Origin of the sequence: Sphingobium sp. PNB, assembly GCF_019873065.1 — a bacterium.
GTDB classification, from domain to species: domain Bacteria; phylum Pseudomonadota; class Alphaproteobacteria; order Sphingomonadales; family Sphingomonadaceae; genus Sphingobium; species Sphingobium fuliginis.
The window spans coordinates 1-16,497 of the sequence record NZ_JAINEZ010000060.1 but is presented as its reverse complement, the minus strand read 5'-3'; the positions used below and the strand labels follow the sequence as shown (position 1 = coordinate 16,497).

General features: G+C 64.2%; 17 protein-coding genes. 6 read left to right on the top strand and 11 right to left on the bottom strand.

Translation table 11 applies throughout. From position 1 onward, the window contains the following. Positions 1-90 precede the first annotated feature (90 nt). Entirely contained in the window at positions 91-546 is a 456-nt protein-coding gene (locus K7W03_RS18295) for a carboxymuconolactone decarboxylase family protein (RefSeq protein ID WP_222886995.1), read from the top strand. Beyond that, positions 546-1,406: a sigma-70 family RNA polymerase sigma factor gene (locus K7W03_RS18290; protein WP_025550172.1), complete on the top strand. Its 861-nt coding sequence runs from the start codon at positions 546-548 to the stop codon at positions 1,404-1,406. The genes K7W03_RS18295 and K7W03_RS18290 overlap by 1 nt, the downstream gene beginning before the upstream one ends. Before the next feature lie 112 nt (positions 1,407-1,518). On the opposite strand, the gene K7W03_RS18285 is transcribed toward K7W03_RS18290, so the two are convergent. After that, complete coding sequence (locus tag K7W03_RS18285) at positions 1,519-2,481, bottom strand: acyltransferase family protein (protein ID WP_222886994.1); 963 nt, start codon at positions 2,479-2,481, stop codon at positions 1,519-1,521. A 68-nt stretch (positions 2,482-2,549) separates the two neighbouring features. Here K7W03_RS18285 and K7W03_RS18280 point away from each other — a divergent pair, with 68 nt between their 5' ends. From K7W03_RS18280 to K7W03_RS18265, 4 genes are all read left to right on the top strand, one after another. Beyond that, positions 2,550-3,227: an RluA family pseudouridine synthase gene (locus K7W03_RS18280; RefSeq protein ID WP_222886993.1), complete on the top strand. Its 678-nt coding sequence runs from the start codon at positions 2,550-2,552 to the stop codon at positions 3,225-3,227. Between the two features lie 5 nt (positions 3,228-3,232). Then, positions 3,233-3,658, top strand: a complete 426-nt coding sequence (gene arfB / locus K7W03_RS18275) for an alternative ribosome rescue aminoacyl-tRNA hydrolase ArfB (RefSeq protein WP_025550175.1) — start codon at positions 3,233-3,235, stop codon at positions 3,656-3,658. A 41-nt stretch (positions 3,659-3,699) separates the two neighbouring features. Beyond that, positions 3,700-4,185, top strand: coding sequence for a GAF domain-containing protein (locus K7W03_RS18270; RefSeq protein WP_044663082.1), 486 nt, complete (start codon positions 3,700-3,702; stop codon positions 4,183-4,185). 173 nt (positions 4,186-4,358) lie between these two features. Then, complete coding sequence (locus tag K7W03_RS18265) at positions 4,359-5,162, top strand: RcnB family protein (RefSeq protein WP_222886992.1); 804 nt, start codon at positions 4,359-4,361, stop codon at positions 5,160-5,162. 69 nt (positions 5,163-5,231) lie between these two features. Here the strand turns inward: K7W03_RS18265 and K7W03_RS18260 are convergent, their stop codons facing one another. The 10 genes from K7W03_RS18260 to K7W03_RS18215 all read right to left on the bottom strand — a co-directional run bounded on the left by K7W03_RS18260 (position 5,232) and on the right by K7W03_RS18215 (position 16,461). After that, complete coding sequence (locus tag K7W03_RS18260) at positions 5,232-7,916, bottom strand: EAL domain-containing protein (RefSeq protein ID WP_226870280.1); 2,685 nt, start codon at positions 7,914-7,916, stop codon at positions 5,232-5,234. Positions 7,917-8,096: 180 nt separating this feature from the next. Beyond that, the gene (locus K7W03_RS18255) at positions 8,097-8,915 is read right to left on the bottom strand and encodes an arginyltransferase (RefSeq protein ID WP_025550179.1); all 819 of its coding nucleotides are present in this window, start codon (positions 8,913-8,915) and stop codon (positions 8,097-8,099) included. A gap of 192 nt (positions 8,916-9,107) precedes the next feature. After that, positions 9,108-10,070 carry a thioredoxin-disulfide reductase gene (gene trxB, locus K7W03_RS18250; protein WP_061939834.1) on the bottom strand — a complete coding sequence of 321 codons (963 nt, stop codon included), beginning with the start codon at positions 10,068-10,070 and terminating at the stop codon, positions 9,108-9,110. A gap of 121 nt (positions 10,071-10,191) precedes the next feature. Then, positions 10,192-10,929 carry a peptidase gene (locus K7W03_RS18245; RefSeq protein WP_025550181.1) on the bottom strand — a complete coding sequence of 246 codons (738 nt, stop codon included), beginning with the start codon at positions 10,927-10,929 and terminating at the stop codon, positions 10,192-10,194. Between the two features lie 24 nt (positions 10,930-10,953). Next, positions 10,954-11,823 (bottom strand): transglutaminase family protein, encoded by an 870-nt coding sequence (locus K7W03_RS18240; protein WP_048575373.1) that lies wholly within the window; start codon positions 11,821-11,823, stop codon positions 10,954-10,956. Positions 11,824-11,836: 13 nt separating this feature from the next. Further along, on the bottom strand, positions 11,837-12,769 hold the full coding sequence (locus K7W03_RS18235; protein WP_025550183.1) for an alpha-E domain-containing protein: 933 nt from the start codon (positions 12,767-12,769) through the stop codon (positions 11,837-11,839). Positions 12,770-12,929: 160 nt separating this feature from the next. Beyond that, entirely contained in the window at positions 12,930-14,339 is a 1,410-nt protein-coding gene (locus K7W03_RS18230; RefSeq protein ID WP_222886991.1) for a circularly permuted type 2 ATP-grasp protein, read from the bottom strand. Between the two features lie 255 nt (positions 14,340-14,594). Further along, on the bottom strand, positions 14,595-15,647 hold the full coding sequence (locus K7W03_RS18225) for a tyrosine-type recombinase/integrase (protein WP_226870278.1): 1,053 nt from the start codon (positions 15,645-15,647) through the stop codon (positions 14,595-14,597). Positions 15,648-15,796: 149 nt separating this feature from the next. Continuing rightward, positions 15,797-16,153, bottom strand: coding sequence for a DUF4326 domain-containing protein (locus tag K7W03_RS28360; protein WP_137709092.1), 357 nt, complete (start codon positions 16,151-16,153; stop codon positions 15,797-15,799). A 2-nt stretch (positions 16,154-16,155) separates the two neighbouring features. Next, on the bottom strand, positions 16,156-16,461 hold the full coding sequence (locus tag K7W03_RS18215; RefSeq protein ID WP_222887004.1) for a hypothetical protein: 306 nt from the start codon (positions 16,459-16,461) through the stop codon (positions 16,156-16,158). Between the last annotated feature and the right edge of the window lie 36 nt (positions 16,462-16,497).

Here is a 16,497-nt window from a genome sequence, read left to right as displayed (position 1 = left end):
TCGCCGATATGGCATTTTTTTCGCGACCCATGTCACGCCAGCCGATCCTGTCTCGTCATGTCGGCATAACTCAGGAAGAAAGGTGCTGACATGACTGCCAAGCTCGACCCCTTTGCCGCCGCGCCCCAGCTTATGAAAAGCTGGTTCGCCACCTCCGCCGCCATCAATGCCAGCCTTGAGCCGAGCCTTATCGAGCTGGTGAAGATCCGCGCGTCGCAGATCAACCAGTGCGCCAACTGCATCAACATGCACACGGTCGAGGCCCGCGCGCAGGGCGAAAGCGAACAGCGCATCCACCTGCTTTCCGCCTGGCGGGAGGCGCCCTGCTATACGGCCCGGGAGCGGGCCGCGCTGGAATGGACGGAGGCCTTGACGCGCCTTTCCGAAGGGCACAGCCATGAAGCGGCCCACAAGGCGCTGGCAGCCGAGTTTTCGGAGGAGGAGCAGGTGAAGCTGACCCTGATGATCAACGTCATCAACGGCTGGAACCGGATCGCGGTGGGCTTCGGCCTCTGGTACGACACGCCGGCCAGGGCGGCTGCGTGATGGCGCAGGGGGCGCATGGGGGCGCGGCGGAGAGCTTCGATCCGCTGCGTCCCAGGCTCATCCGCGTCGCCTATCGCATGCTGGGTTCGGTCGCGGACGCCGAGGATGTGGTGCAGGAAGCCTTTATCCGATGGATGGGCGCCGACCGCGACGCGGTGCGCGAGCCGGAAGCGTTCCTGCGCCGCACCGTGACGCGGCTGTGCCTCGACCAGCTCAAGTCGGCGCGGCGCAACCGCGAAACCTATATCGGCCCCTGGCTGCCCGATCCGGTGGTGGACGACGCCGGGGAAGAAGAGGATGTGACGCTGCCGCTGATGCTGGCGCTGGAACGGCTGTCGCCGCTGGAGCGGGCGGCTTTCCTGCTGCATGACGTCTTCGGCGTCGGCTTCGAGGAAATCGCCGCCACGGTCGAACGCGATCCGGCGGCCTGCCGTCAACTGGCGGCGCGGGCGCGGGCCCATGTGCGGGAGGCGAGACCCCGCTACCGGGTGGAAAGACAGCACGGGCTGGAGATTGCCGGCGCCTTCTTCGCCGCCTCGCGGAGCGGCGACATGGCGGCGCTGGGCGCGATGCTGGCACGGGATGTCAGCCTGCACAGCGATGGCGGCGGCAAGCGCCCTGCCGCGATCGTTCCCGTGCTGGGCTTCGGCCCGGTCATGCAGATGCACAAGGCGCTGGCCGTGCTGTTCGGCAAATATGGGTCGACGCTGGTGCGCGTGGGATTGATCAACGGCCTTCCCGGCTTCGTCACCCGGGAGGCGGACGGCGAACTCCAGACCACGGCGCTCGACATCGAGGATGGGCGCGTCACCGGCATCTATGTGATGCGCAACCCGGACAAGCTGCGGCATCTGCATTGACGGGGCCGGAAAGCCTGCGCTGGGCCTGTCGAAGGTCGGGAACCGGTCTTCCGATCAAACGATGCCCCAACAAAAGCCTGGAGCGCGCGTCCCGTGTAACGCAGCGCGCTTTTTAGAGGAAAATCCTTTGCGCGCCGGGGACGGCCCGGATCAGATAATAAGCGGCGAGCGGTATCAGAAGCGCCTGCACCAGCAGCCACGGCTTGGCCATATAGGGCGAAAGATAGTGAATGACCGCGACGTGGAGATACATGATGACCAGCGATGCGCGCCCGATGGCGGCGATCCACCCGCCAAAGGGCGCGATCCGCACCGAAAGGCGGAACAGCAGGAAGCTGGTGGCCATGGCCGAGGCGATGGACAATAAGGGCCAGCCATAGTCGGCCGCCTTCATGTTGAGCGTCGGCAGCAGCGCCGTCAGCCCGGCCAGCGACAGCGGGACCAGCGGCGCCAGCATCCAGCTTCGCCAGTCCACGCGCTGCCATGCCGCCCCCGCCCAGAGCAGGACCAGGGCCATGGGTAGGGTGAGCAGCCCCAGCGGCGACAGGCTGGTGCATTGTCCCGCGCCATAGGCGATCAGCAGCACCGGCAGCATCAACAACGCCCAGCGCCGGTCGAGCGGGTCGGGCCAGCGGGCCAGCACCATGTTGAACAGGATGCGCGCCATCATCAGGCAGGGCACGAACCAGAATATGGTGAACGGCCCGCGCAACCAGGAGCCGCCGAGCGCTATCGGCGCCAGATCCCCCGGCCAGTCATGGAAGATCGGCCTGCCGCCCTTCATCGTCTCGACGACCTGATCCGTCAGGATCAGCAGGATCAGGAAAGCCGTATAGGGCCGCATCTGGGACGCGAGCTGGCGGCGGGTGAAGCGTCCCGCCGGCTGCGGACGGGACAGGAGGCCCGACAGCAGGAAGAACAGCGGCATGTGGAAGCTGTACATTGCGTCGCGCAGTCCCCCGCGCGTCCACACATGGCCGGCGACCACGGCGACGATCCCGATGCCGCGCGCGACATCGATCCATTCCAGCCGCCCTCCGCCCGGCGGATGCGCCTCATGCCCCCTGTTCTCCATGCCCTCCACGCCCTATAGGAAGCGGCACGCGCGTCAATCGCTGCCCTGCATTTACGGAAAAACGCCTCTTGTCCCTGCTTCATGACCGAGTTCTGTTCATCGATGGCGAGGCCATCATCCTCGACAAGCCGGCGGGCCTGCCCGTCGACGCGCCGCGTGACGGGTCGCTTTCGCTGGAAAACCACCTGTCCTCGCTGACCTTCGGCTTCCAGCGCTGGCCGCTGCCGGTGCACCGGCTGGACCGCGACACCAGCGGCTGCCTGCTGCTCGCCCGCAATCCCAAGGCGCACAAGCGCTTCGCCGCGGCCTTTGAGGCCGGAACGGTCGCGAAACGCTATGTCGCGGTGTTGGACGGCGTTCCGGCGGAGGACAGCGGCACCATCGGCCTGTCGCTCAAGAAGATCAGTACGCCCGCCCAGGGGTGGCGGATGATCCCGGCGAAGGCGGGGAAGGCCGCGTTCACCGACTGGCGCAAGATCGCGGAGAAGGACGGACGCTCGCTGATCGTCTTCACCCCCCGCAGCGGACGCACCCATCAGATCCGGACCCATGCGCTGCATGGCCTGGGCTTCGGCATTGCGGGCGATCCGGTCTATGGATCGGGCGAAGGGCCTATGCTGCTGCACAGCCGCTTCCTCAGCATCCCGCGCGGGGAGAAGCCGCCGGCGGAAGCGACCGCCCCCCTGCCCGCGACCTTCGCGGCAGCGGGCTTCGGGCAGGAACTGCTCGAACAGGCCGGGCTTTAGCGCCCTTGCCACGCATCCCCGTCACCCGGTCGATCTCCATCGACAGCGACGAGCTGTCGGAGAGCTTCGTCCGCTCGACCGGGGCTGGCGGCCAGCATGTGAACACCACGGACAGCGCGGTGCAGTTGCGCTTCGACGTGGCGAACAGCCCGTCGCTGCCCGAGGCGGTCAAGCACCGGCTGGCGGCGATCGCCGGACGGCGGATGACGGCGGAGGGCGTGCTGATCCTCCGTTCCGAAGGCTCGCGATCGCAGCTCTTGAACCGGCAGGAGGTGCTGGCCCGGCTGGTGGAATTGATCCGGGACGCCACGGTCGTGCCGAAGGCGCGCAAGGCGACCAAGCCGGGCAAGGCCGCCAAGGCGCGGCGCGTCGACGCGAAGAAGGCGCGCAGTTCGGTCAAGGCGGGGCGTGGCAAGGTAAGGCTGGATTAACCGGTCTGGCCTGCACCCGCGCCACATCCTATATGCCGGCCATGTTCGATTTTTCTCCCCCGGCCGGTGCCGACAAAGCCACGCTCCATGACGACCTGCTCTCCGCCGCCGATGCGCTGACGGCAGGCGAGCCCGATGCCATCGCCAACATGGCCAATGTCTCCGCGCTGATCTGGCAGTTCCTGCCCGACCTCAATTGGGCGGGCTTTTACCGGATGGTCGGCGGCGAACTGGTCCTTGGCCCCTTTCAGGGCAAGGCCGCCTGCATCCGCATCCCGCTGGGCAAGGGCGTCTGCGGCGCCGCGGCGGCCAGCGGCCAGACGCAACTGGTGGAGGACGTCCACGCCTTTCCCGGCCATATCGCCTGCGACGCCGCCAGCGCTTCGGAAATCGTCGTGCCGGTGATCGTCGAAGGCCGGGTCGTCGCCGTGCTGGACCTAGACAGTCCGATCCCGGCGCGCTTCGACAGTGCGGACCGGACCGGGCTGGAGGCGCTGGTCGGGCGGATCGCGTCGCGTCTGGTTTAGGTGGTAAACCCATGAATGGCACCTTCAGGGAACCAAAATAGCGAACATATCGGGCCGCAATGCGCGCCGCTGCCTCTTTTCGGGACAGGCATGGAAATGCCGGCGCTTGGATGGCGGCGGCCGATCATGCTAAACAAGCCGTTAACATATCAGCCGAAAACGGGGATTTGAGCATGCATATCCGGAGCTTCATCCTGGCCGGCGCCGGTCTGGCGGTCGGGTTGACGGCGCCGGTTTCCGCAAATGGGCCGGTCGGGGGTGGAGGAATGGCCGCCCGGCCGGCGGTGCATGCGGGAACCACGGTGCACCGCTGGGGTCCGCGCCATCAGGGCCGTTGGCATGCGGGCTGGTACGCGCCGGGCGGCTGGGCGGCCTATCGCAGGCCCGTGGTCGGCTATGTCCTGCCACGCTATTGGGTCAACCCCGCCTATCATATCCGCAACTATGGCGCTTACGGGCTGCCGGCGCCCGTCAGCGGCTATGGCTGGTCGCGCTATTATGACGATGCGGTGATGACCGACCGGGATGGCCGCGTGCGCGATTATCGCAACGGCGTCGCATGGGAGGAAGCAGGCGACACGGCACCGCCGCCGGGCATCGGCTATGATGACGAAGTCACCGCGCGGGATGGCCCGCCGCCGCCGCCGCTGGGCTATGAAGGGCGCTGGAGCGGCACATGGCGCGACAAGGACGGCAAGACCTTCAGCGGCGATTATGAAGGCCGTTTCGAGGGGCAGGTCCGGGGTGGACCCGGCGTCGATTTCGACCCGCCGCCCTATGCCGCCGGGCCGAACCGGACGGAGCGGCGCGCCGGTCCGGGAGAACCCGTCGTCACGATGACGCAAGCGCCGGGCTTCATATCGGGCGGCTATTATTATCCCGGCGCCACCACCACGACGGTCGTGGTCCAGCCCGCCGTCACCACCACCCGGACCTATGTGACGGAAGTTCCGGTCCGCAGGCGCAGGGTGCGGTAGCATCGACAGAGCTGTCCCGGTGCGCGCGGGAAGGATTGGAGCGGAAAAACCGGCTTTCGCTCCGATGAATCAGATCGCCGCTCCAGCTTCCTTGTCTTCCGCGATTTCTTGACCAGCGACGGTTACGATCGCTTGGAAATCGCTCTGGAGCAGATTCCGATCCGATCGCATCGGCTCGACTGCTCTAAATTTTTGTTTTATCGCGTTTTCCGAGTCAGCAGACGATTCCATCTGCCTGGAAATCGCTCTAGGCGGCGCGGGACCGTACCGCCGCCCCATCAGATAACCCTGGCCGATGGTGCAGCCGCGAGCGATCAGCATCTCGACCTGTCCCACCGTTTCGACGCCTTCGGCCACCACCTCCATGCCCAGGCTGCTGCCCAGCTTGACGATGGCGTCGACAATGACGGCGTCGCCCGCATCCTGTTCGATATTGCTGATGAAACTGCGGTCGATCTTCAGCACGTCGACCGGATATTGCTTCAAATGGCTGAGCGATGCGTAGCCGGTGCCGAAATCGTCCAGCGCGATCCGTACACCCGCCGACGACAGGCGGTGCAACGCCCGCTCCACCTGTTCGGCGCCCCGGCCCAGGAAAACGGTCTCCGTCACCTCGATCTCGAACTGCTGCGGCGGGATGGTGCAGCGCGCGAGATGGGCGAGGACATAGTCGGCAAAATCATGCTGCATGAAATCGGCGGCGGAGGCGTTGATGGCGACCCGGCCCGGATCATGGCCTGCGCGCAGCCATCGGTCGACGTCGCGGACGACCTTCGCCAGCATCTTTTCGGTAAGTTCGACAGCCAGTTCCGCATTGTCGAAAGCCGCCGCGATCGTGTCGGGCGCGTGGACGCCGGTGCGGGGATGCTGCCAGCGCAGCAGCGCCTCATAGCCCAATATCCGTCCGGTCCTCATGTCCGCCTTGGGCTGGTAATAGGGGACGACCAGATCGTCCACGATCGCCTGCCGCGCCATGTGGATCATCGAACTGCGCTGTTGCGCGTCGGCGCGCAATTGCGACTGGAACAGCGTCAGCCGGCCCCGTCCGGTGGACTTGGACGCATAAAGCGCCAGGTCCGCCGCCTTCAGCAATTCCGCCGCATCCTCGCCATGTTCGCCAAAGACCGCGCCGCCCATGCTGATCCCATAATCGAGCGACCGCCCATTATGGACATAGGGCGCGCGCACACCGCCCAGCAATTCGGCGCTCCAGGCCGAAAGCGCCGCGCTGCTGGCGAGCGAGGGCGCGATCATGCCGAACTCGTCGCCGCCCAATCGCCCGATCATGGCATCGGCCGGCGCGCAGGAGGCGAAACGCTGCGCAAAACCGCAGAGCAGCGCATCGCCCGCATCATGGCCCAGCGTGTCGTTGGTCCGCTTCAGGTCGTCGATGTCGACCAGGATCAGGCCGAAACTTTCCCCCGTCCGGCGCGCCTGCTCGGTCATTTCCTCCAATGTCGTCTGCCACAGCGCGCGATTGGGCATATGCGTCATGGGATCGTGCGTGGCGGCCCAGCGTATCCGTTCCTCGCTGTTCCTTTCTTCCGTCACATCCTGGAAGGTCACGATGACGCGCAGTGGCTTGCCGGAATCGGAGAAGCTGCTCCAGCCGACGCTCTTGATCCAGCGCAGGGCGCCGGTGTCGGCCCTGTGCACCCTCAGCGTGGCTTCGAAATGCGGCGGCATGCGCCCGTTCGCGACGGCGTCCAGCATTCCGGCGAGACGCGACCGATCATCCGGGTGCACCAGCCGCAATGCCAGTTCGCTCGTCGCCGGTTCGGTATCCGACAGGCCCAGCATCGTCCGGAATTCCCGCGACCATGTCCGCGTGCCGGCGACCGCGTCGAAATCCCATATGCCCAGCCGCGCCGACTGCACCGCCAGGCGGAAGCGTTCCTCGCTGTCAGCCAGTTCGCGCTGCGCCAGTTTCTGTGCGTGAACATCCTCCAGCGTTCCGTACCAGCGCACGATCCGGCCCTTCGCGTCGCGGCGCGCCGAGGCGCGCGACCGCATCCAGCGATAGCCGCCGTCGGAGAGGCGCAGCCGGTAGTCGACGTCGACAGGATCGCCTGAATGGAGCTTTTCCGTCCAGATGGCCAGCGTGCGATCCACATCGTCGGGATGCAGCGAATCGATCCACCCCCTGCCCCGCGCACGCGCCGGGGCCATGCCGGTCAGTTCCTGCCAGCGGGGTCCCACCTCCTCGATTTCGCCGCTGACCGATGCCGTCCAGGGGACCTGCGGACTGAGTTCGACCGACCAGCGATAATGCTGCCGGCTTTCCGCCAGGGCATCGGCCAGTGCGCGGCGGTCGCAGTCGTACCGCTCATCGATGTCCTCGATCGTTCCGTACCAGAGCGGCGCCTCATCGGGCTCCACGACCAGCGACATGCGCACGATCCCCGACCTCGTTTCACCGGCAAGGGTGCGCATGCGCACGGGAACGGGATCGGGCCGGGCGGAGCGTTTGGCGGCGTCGGCCAGCGCTTTCCAGTCATGCCTGTCCAGCATCGACCGCCAGCCATTTCCGATGATGTCACAGGAAAAATGACGGGCAAAAAGGTCCGACATGATCTCCCGCGACAATATGCGGCCGCGATAATCAGCGATCCAGCGAATCAGCGGCGGCGAAACGCGCTGGAAGACCGGAGAGAATAATAGTTCGTTGCGATAGTGAAACGCATCCCATTCCAGCCCGTCCCGAGCCAGTTCGGAGGCAAATTCCCCAAATCTGCGATCAGCAAAACGGTCCATCTGCCGGTCCTGATCCAACGCCATTTCTGCAATCCATGGGAAAGCAGTAACGGAAAAAGTTAAATAAGATTTCCAATGCCGTAGTACGTAATCAATCCATAACGGCGTTAAGCCGTTCCATGCCGATCGCGCGAAAGCGCCATCGGTCGTCCTTCGTACGGGCTGGATTTTTCGCCGGCTTTATTTGCGGAAGATCGCCGCCAGTTCGCGCGGCAGCGCCGGCTCGTCGCGGCTTTCCGCCTGCTGCACGGCCTGCGCCTGCTCCTGCGGGTCGAAGCGGGTCCAGCCGTTGCGGCTCAGTCGTTCGAGCGGCCGGTAGCGTATCTTGTACTGCATCCGCTGCGATCCCTCGACCCAATAGCCGAGATAGACATAGGGCAACCCCGCCTTCGCCGCGCGCAGGATATGGTCCATGATGATGAAATTGCCCAACCCCTTGCGATGCTCCAGCTCCGTATCGAAGAAGCTGTAGATCATCGACAGGCCATCGCCCTGCCGATCGGTAAGGCAGGCGCCGATCAGCCTGCCGGGACGGCCATCTTCGCCTGGTTCGCGATATTCGACGACATGGCTTTCCACCGGGGTCTGTTCGACCATGTCGGCAAAGTCCATCTCATCCATTTCGGTCATGCCGCCGCCGGGATGCCGGGCGCGCAGATAGCGCTGGAGCAGTTCGAACTGTTCCTCCGTCGACCAGGGCTTGCAGGCGGTGATGACCAGGTCTTCGTTCCGGCGCAGCAATTTGCGCTGGGTGGCGTTCGGCTCGAACTCCCCCGCGACGACGCGCACGGACACGCAGGCGGAGCAATCCGCGCAACTGGGGCGATAGGCGACATTCTGGCTGCGGCGGAAGCCGATGCGACCGAGCGCGTCATTCAGTTCCGACGCATTGTCCCCGCTCAGTTCGGTGAACACCTTCCGCTCGCTTTTGCCGGGCAGATAGGGACAGGGACTGGGGTTGGTGACGAAAAAGCGCGGAAAGCGGAACGGTGCACTCACAACCGCATCTCCCCCACAGCGCTGCCCGACCCCTGATTCATGAGTCGACTATGCCGTTCGCGGGCCGCTGTGAAAAGTTTATTTACCACGAAAATTGGTTAAGCGGCAGAGAAGAGGCAGGGACGTTATGAGATAGGCCGGGGATGGCCAGTTGCGAACATTGACGCTACGCAATCCGACCGCTTGACCATTTCATTCCGCCGCGACAGCCTCGAAATCCGCTTCGGCCAGGAACTTCTCCACATCCAGAGCGGCCATGCAGCCCATGCCGGCGGCGGTAACGGCCTGACGATAGACCTTGTCGCTGACGTCGCCCGCCGCGAAAACGCCAGGGATGGCGGTCCGGGTCGTGCCCTTTTCCACCAGCAGATAGCCCTCGTCCATCGGCAGCTTGTCGACGAACAGCTCCGTAGCGGGCTGGTGGCCGATGGCGACGAACGCGCCGTCCGTCTCTATATGCGATTTGTGGCCGGTCACCGTGTCGACCAGGTCGACGCCGACCAGCCCCTCGGGATCGCCGCCGCCCACGAAGCGATCGACCGCCTGGTTCCACAGCACCTTGATGTGCGGATGCGCGAACAAGCGCTGCTGGAGGATCTTCTCCGCCCGGAGCGAGTCGCGGCGGTGGATCAGGGTGACGTCATGGCTGTGGTTGGTGAGGTACAGCGCCTCCTCCACCGCGGTATTGCCGCCGCCGATCACCACCACCTTCTTGCCGCGATAGAAGAAGCCGTCGCAGGTCGCGCAGGCGGAGACGCCCTTGCCCTGCAAAAGCTGTTCGCCCTCCGCACCCAGCCATTTGGCCTGGGCGCCGGTCGCGATCACCAGGCTGTCCGCATAATAGAGCGTGCCGCTGTCGCCCTTCAGGCGGAAGGGCCGTTCCGACAGGTCGACATCGATGATCTGGTCGTACATCATCTGCGCGCCGACATGCTCCGCCTGCGCCTGCATCTGTTCCATCAGCCAGGGCCCCTGGATCACGTCGCGGAAACCCGGATAATTTTCGACGTCGGTCGTGATCGTCAACTGGCCGCCCGGCTGCATGCCCTGCACCACGATCGGCGCCAGGCCCGCGCGCGCGCCATAAATGGCGGCGGACAGGCCGGCCGGGCCGGAACCGAGGATCAGCATGCGGGTCGAATGGGTGGCGGTCATGAAAGTCTTTCCGGCTGCGATTCGTCTGTCGGGATGAGATAGGCGAAGCAGGCGGACGCGCAAGCGATGGATTTGCTTGAAGGGTGAGAAGCTGAGCCTTGGGCCGCCGCCTTCGGTCCCGTCAATCGAGGACGTTGGGCAAATCCTCGAACCCCTTGCGCAGCGCGGCGGACCAGCTGTGCGAGAGAAGCTGGAACTCCTCATTGTCCGCCTCGATCCGGGTGCGCACGCGGAAGTCGAAGGCATCCCGCTCTATCACGGTCAGGTCCAGCGGCATCCCCACCGACAGGTTGGACCGCAGCGTCGAATCCATCGACACCAACACTGCCTTGGTCGCATCTTCCAGACTGGTTTCGCGCTTGATGATGCGATCCAGGATCGGCTTGCCATATTTATGCTCGCCGATCTGGAAGAAGGGCGTGTCCTCCGTCGCCTCGATGAAATTGCCGGCCGAATAGATGAGGTAGAGCCGCGGCTTGCCGCCCCTGCGCTGCCCGGCGATCAGGATGGAGGCGTCCGCCGCCGCGCCCTGCATCTCTATGGTGCTGCGATAGCGGCCCTGCATGGTGCACATCGCCTCCCCCACGATCTGCGCGACGCGGTGCATGGTGGGGCAGTTGAGGATCGTCTCCACATCCGGATCGAGCGCCGAATCCTTGATCGCGCGGCCCAGCATCGCCTTCACCCCCTGGGTGATAGACAGATTGCCGGAGCACATCAGGGTGATCGCCCGCTCGCCCGGCACGCTGTAGGTGAAGCTTTTCCGGAAGCGCGCGATATTGTCCATCCCCGCATTGGTGCGGGTGTCGGACAGCATGACCAGCCCCTGGTCGACGCGCACCGCCACACAATAAGTCATGGCCCCAAGGGCTCCTATCGTCGTTCAACCCTGCGTGGTGGTCTGCGCGCCCTGTTGTTGCTGCCGCTGGAGCTGCCGCTCCTCCACCCCATCCTCCGCCTGCGCGATCCGGACGTCCGCGTCAATCCAGATATCGCCCGCCACGGTCACGGAGCCGCGTATCGGCGCGGCCTCATCCGCATCCAGCCCGCAGGCGAGGCGCAGATAGCGCTCCGTCACGCAGACCCGGTTGGAGGGATCGAATCCCACCCAGCCCAGTTCGGGCACCAGCGCCTCCGCCCAGCCATGAGTTTCATGCAGCACGTCGCCCTCATCGGCCAGCAGATAGCCGGACACATAGCGCGCGGGGATGCCCATGGACCGCGCGCCGGCGATGAACACCTGCGCATGATCCTGACAGACCCCGGCGCCCAGCGCGAAAGCCTCCGCCGCCGTGGTGTTCGTGGTCGTCACGCCTGCGCGATAGGCCACGGCATCGCTGACGGCGGCCGACAGCGCATGCAGCCGGGCCAGCGGCCCGTCTTCGTCGGGGAGGGACAGCGCCATCGCCCGGATTTCCGGCGATGCCCCGGTCAGCCGCGTTTCCCGCAGGAAATAGCGCGGGTTCACCGGGCAGCCGAGCCAGCCCACCACGCCATGGCCTTCGCATGTTTCGACCAGTCCTTCCGCGACGATGACGGCATTGTCCAACCGGTCGTGCCGGACCCAGATCGCCTCCATCTCGCCATAGCTGTTGCGGCGAAAGCCGGTCAGCGGATCGCCATTGACGCTGACCTGCCAGTCCAGCACCTTCTGCGTCGGCGTGTCGACGGGCATCAGCTTCAGCCGCATCGCCACCCGCCCGGCCGCAGCCTCATAGCGATAGATGGTCTGGTGGCGGACGAGCAGTTTCATGCGCGTCCTCCCATCAGCCGAAATGATAGGCCTGGGCGATCTCGACGCCCAGGCGGTTGGTGCTCATCAGGCCGTTCTGCACCGTTTCATGCAGGCCGGCCCGGAAGATTTCGCCGCTGTCCAGCTTCTCCAGATCGGTCACCATCTGCCGCACGGTGTCATGGCAGGCCGAACGCGCATCATGCCATCCGGCCAGACGGTTCAGCCGATAGGCAAGCTGGTCGTAGCAATAGGCGACGCTGCGCGGGAACAGACGGTTCAGCATCAGGAAATCGGTGATCTGCCAGGGCGTATAGGTGCCGCCATAGACATGGTGGAACGCCCGCGCGCCAGACAGCGCATACAGCACCGACGTCCATTGATAATGGTCGCGATTGCCGCCGACCACTTCCGTTTCCGGCAGCAGCACATAATATTTGACGTCCAGCAGGCGCAGCGTCATCTGCGCCCGCTCCAGCGCGGAGCCGGTGCGCAGGAAATCATGCCCCTCATTGCGGAGTTGCCCCGAATGGGCCGCGCCGCGGAAGGTCATCACCCGCGTCTTCACCCAGTCGATCAGCGCGGGAAGCTGCTGCCGCGCCTCCGCCACGTCATAGCTGTCGAGCTTGCGCCAGCCTTCGTTCAGCGCCTCCCACATGTCCTGCGTCAACATGGTGCGGGCCGATTTGGCGTTGGCGCGGGCTTTCAGCAGGCAGGACCGGATGGAGGAGGGATTGTCGAGGTCCAGCATCAGGAAGGCGATGGCGTCGCTTTCCGTCACCTGCGCGCCTTCGGGGAAATGGTTGAGCGCGCCTGTGGCCCGCACCACCGATCGCCACTCGTCGCGATGATGCGCGCCGGGCAGGATCGCCATGCGCTGGCCCATGGTCAGCAGGCGGGCGGTGGCCTCGGCGCGCTCCATGTAGCGGGCCATCCAGAAGAGATTTTCGGCCGTCCGGCTCAGCATGGGGCCCGCTCCCACTCTTCCGTCATTCCCGCGAAGGCGGGAAACGCCAGTACGGCGAAGCCAATCCATCTCCCAAGCGTGCCGCCAGGGGTGAGATCAGGAGATCTATTCCCGCCTTCGCGGGAATGACGGAGAAGGGTGATGAAGGTTCTAAACATCATCAATCCTGCAATACCCAGGTGTCCTTCACCCCGCCCCCCTGGCTGGAGTTCACCACCAGCGATCCTTCGGTCAGCGCCACACGCGTCAGCCCGCCGGGCACCAGCCTGATCTGCTTGCCCACCAGGCAATAGGGCCGGAAATCCGCATGGCGCCCCACCACCGCCGCCGGTCCCAGCGTGGGCACGGTCGACAGGTCCAGCGTCGGCTGGGCGATGAACTCGCCCGGATTGGCGCGGATGCGGTCGGCATAGGCCGCGATCTCGTCCTTGGTCGATTTCGGCCCGATCAGCATGCCGTAGCCGCCCGATCCATGGACTTCCTTCGCCACCAGTTCGTGCAGATTTTCCAGCACATAGGCGCATTCGTCCGGCTTCCCGCACTGCCAGGTCTGGATATTGTCCAGGATCGGCTGCTCGCCCAGATAGAAGCGGATCATTTCCGGCACATAGATGTACACGGCCTTGTCGTCTGCGATCCCCGATCCCGGCGCGGAGGCCAGCGTCACGCCGCCATTGCGATAGACGTTGAAGATGCCCGGCACGCCCAGCAGGCTGTCGGGGCGGAACACCAGCGGGTCGATATATTCATCGTCGATGCGCCGGTAGATGACGTCGACCGCCTTCGGCCCCAGCGTGGTCTTCATCCACACCCGGTCGTCGTCGACGAACAGGTCCGCCGGCTCCACCAGTTCCACGCCCATCAGGTCGGCAAGGAAGCTGTGCTCATAATAGGCGCTGTTGAGCGAACCGGGCGTCAGCACCACGACCACCGGATCGCCCTTGCAGGCGGGCGGCGCGACTTCCTTCAGGCTTTTCAGCAATTCCGCGGGATAATCGTCGACCGGCGCGACCACGCCCTGCGCGAACAGTTCCGGGAACATGCGGGTCATGATCTCACGATTTTCCAGCATGTAGGACACGCCGGAGGGGGTGCGGCAATTATCCTCCAGCACCTCGAACCGGGTTGGCCCGGTGCGGACGATGTCGATTCCGACGATATGGCTGTACACTTTCCCCGGCGGGGTGAAGTCGGCCATTTCCACCAGATAGGCGCTGTTCTGATAGATGATGTCCGCGGGCATGACCCCCGCCTTCACAATTTCTCCGCGATGATAGACGTCGTGGAGGAAGGCGTTAAGCGCCCGGGCCCGTTGCCGGATGCCCTTGTCCAGCACGCGCCATTCCTGGGCCATGAAGATGCGGGGCAGCAGGTCGAAGGGGATCAGTCGTTCGGGATCGCCCCCCTCCCCATAGACGGCGAAGGTGATGCCGATGCGCCGGAAGATCGCCTCCGCCTCATCCATTCGACGATTGAGCCCGGCAATGCCGGTCCGATCCACCCAATTCTGCACTTCCGCGTAGCAGGGGCGTATCGAACCATCCGGCTCAAACATTTCGTGGAAGGGCAAAGTATCGATCCTCCCTCAGCCGGCCATCGGCTGGTTGTGCATTGCAACATTAGTGCAACAGGAAAGGACGAATGCAAGCGGAAAATCCGCCTGGGCCTGACTGTCTGTAAAGGTGGTAGCGGAGGAGGGACTTGAACCCCCGACACGCGGATTATGATTCATAATGTCCACCTGTTTTTATTGGGTTTTTCTGTAAACGATACCCCTAAAAAGCCGCAGGAATCCGTGGCAATCCGACGCATTGTAAACCGAAGATCAAGCCGTAAGCCTTTCGACAAGGCTTACCACAACCCGCGCCTCATCGACATATCGAGCGCGAATCTCACCGATGCGCTTGGCCGTCCATCCGACGATGCGGGCGATCTCATCATCGGTCAGGCCCTTCATCGCAACCCATGTGACATAGGTGCCGCGAAGATCATGCATCGTCCGGTCGAAATCGGCGGGCATCTTCTTTTGGAAGACGGAACCGAGGCCGCTTTCGGTCCACGGCTTTCCCCGGCTGTTGCGCAGGATCGTGCCCTCTCTGTGCGGCCTGTTGTCCAACAGCGCCCGCAATTCCGGCAGGATGGGGATCACGGCCCGCCCCTGCCGCTTCTTGGTCGTCAGGATGATGGCTTTTTCGCTGACATGGGTCCAGTCGAGACGCACAAGATCGCCAAGGCGAAGGCCGGTCAGACTGGCGAGTTTCAGCGCATCCATCAGATGCGGCGGGCAAATCTGTTTCCCGTCTTCGTCCTTATGATCAGCAATCGCCTTCCAGTGCCGATCTTCCCAAACCTGATCGGCCTTGTTGACGCTGTGCAGCAGCTTTATCCCAGAGGCGATATTGGTTGCCAGAATGCCATTGTCGACGCACCAGCTAAGAACCGTCGCCACCATCACGGCGGCCTTGTCGGCAGTGCGGGGCTGAGCCGCCCACCGGTTGCGCCAGAGGATAATCTGCTCACGCATCCGAATGTCAGCGAATGCGCCAATCGGCGCTGGCCCAAAGCGTTCAGACAGTCGGGTCAGCCACAAGCGATAGTCTCGCTTCGTTGCATCGGCTAGGGCATCATATTCAGGGCTTGCGCGATACTGGTCTATGATCTTGTCGAGCGTGCGCTCGCCTTTGCCGGCGCGCCTCATCCGCTCTTTGTTGGCCATGTCCATCAACTCAGGGGTGATGATGGGCTTGGTGTCGTCCTGAGTATGGATACAAGGGCCGCCACGCCACGCATAAACGTAGTATTTCTGGCCGTTCGCCAGCTTTTTACGGACGATGTGTAGGCGCGTCACGACCCTTGTCCTGTGATAGCCAGCGGTCAAAATCATTCTCCGGTGTGCGATTCGCGGGATGAATCGTCACGCCGTCGCTGCGGATGTCAATCGAACCGATCTGGATGCCGTATTCACGCGCTATATCGAGAGCGCGACGTACCTCAGATTCGGGAACAAGGCGCCTCTTGGCTGTCACCCTACCCCTCCCCATCCAGTGCTGCGGGCGCGTTCGCTAACTCCAGCAGCGCATCAGCGTGGCACGGCTGATCGAGCGGGCACCAGCAGGCTAGGTTCTTGCCACGCAGTTCCGCTATGTTCCCAGCTACCGCGAGTGCGTAGTTCATCGGCGGTGAATCTGGCCATGGGGCCGTCTTTGCGGGCCTTCCTTGTGTCAAAAGGAACCGGTGACAGTCCACCGCATGCTGATGATCGCAATGGACGCCAGCGCGGTATGGATTGCCCCATTTCGTGGTCCGGTCGACCTTCACAGTGTTCTCAGGCATCCGCCAGCCCTTCCTGCGAGATAGCTGCACGCGCCTTGGCTTCTCCACCATGCTCATGATCCGCGCCCTTCAAGTGCTGCGCGGGCGCTACGGGCCGCTTCGATCCGCTCCATCTCCCTGTCGATTGCATCACGACATGACGGCAGCCCCTGCGAAGGCGGCGCACTATCGTGAAGATCGACGTCCATGTGCCCGAGCATCAGCCGGTTGACGTTGTGGTTCATGATCAGCGACCAGCGATAAGTCGTGCCGCAATGGGCATTCAGGCGCTCGTTACAGCGGTCAAGGAAGTCCAGCCTGTCCCGATCAGCCCTCAGCCGCTTTATCTCCTCTTCCAGCGCGGCGATCTTGCCAAGCATGTGCTTCTCCTTAAGATCGGCAAAGCAGGCTTGTGA

Bases quoted from the DNA above. Each gene is read 5' to 3' on its own strand.
- K7W03_RS18215 (WP_222887004.1), bottom strand. From the start codon at position 16,461: ATGCTTGGCAAGATCGCCGCGCTGGAAGAGGAGATAAAGCGGCTGAGG.
- K7W03_RS18270 (WP_044663082.1), top strand. From the start codon at position 3,700: ATGTTCGATTTTTCTCCCCCGGCCGGTGCCGACAAAGCCACGCTCCAT.
- K7W03_RS28360 (WP_137709092.1), bottom strand. From the start codon at position 16,153: ATGGTGGAGAAGCCAAGGCGCGTGCAGCTATCTCGCAGGAAGGGCTGG.
- K7W03_RS18235 (WP_025550183.1), bottom strand. From the start codon at position 12,769: ATGCTGAGCCGGACGGCCGAAAATCTCTTCTGGATGGCCCGCTACATG.
- K7W03_RS18290 (WP_025550172.1), top strand. From the start codon at position 546: ATGGCGCAGGGGGCGCATGGGGGCGCGGCGGAGAGCTTCGATCCGCTG.
- K7W03_RS18295 (WP_222886995.1), top strand. From the start codon at position 91: ATGACTGCCAAGCTCGACCCCTTTGCCGCCGCGCCCCAGCTTATGAAA.
- K7W03_RS18240 (WP_048575373.1), bottom strand. From the start codon at position 11,823: ATGAAACTGCTCGTCCGCCACCAGACCATCTATCGCTATGAGGCTGCG.
- K7W03_RS18265 (WP_222886992.1), top strand. From the start codon at position 4,359: ATGCATATCCGGAGCTTCATCCTGGCCGGCGCCGGTCTGGCGGTCGGG.
- trxB (WP_061939834.1), bottom strand. From the start codon at position 10,070: ATGACCGCCACCCATTCGACCCGCATGCTGATCCTCGGTTCCGGCCCG.
- K7W03_RS18245 (WP_025550181.1), bottom strand. From the start codon at position 10,929: ATGACTTATTGTGTGGCGGTGCGCGTCGACCAGGGGCTGGTCATGCTG.
- K7W03_RS18260 (WP_226870280.1), bottom strand. From the start codon at position 7,916: ATGGACCGTTTTGCTGATCGCAGATTTGGGGAATTTGCCTCCGAACTG.
- K7W03_RS18285 (WP_222886994.1), bottom strand. From the start codon at position 2,481: ATGGAGAACAGGGGGCATGAGGCGCATCCGCCGGGCGGAGGGCGGCTG.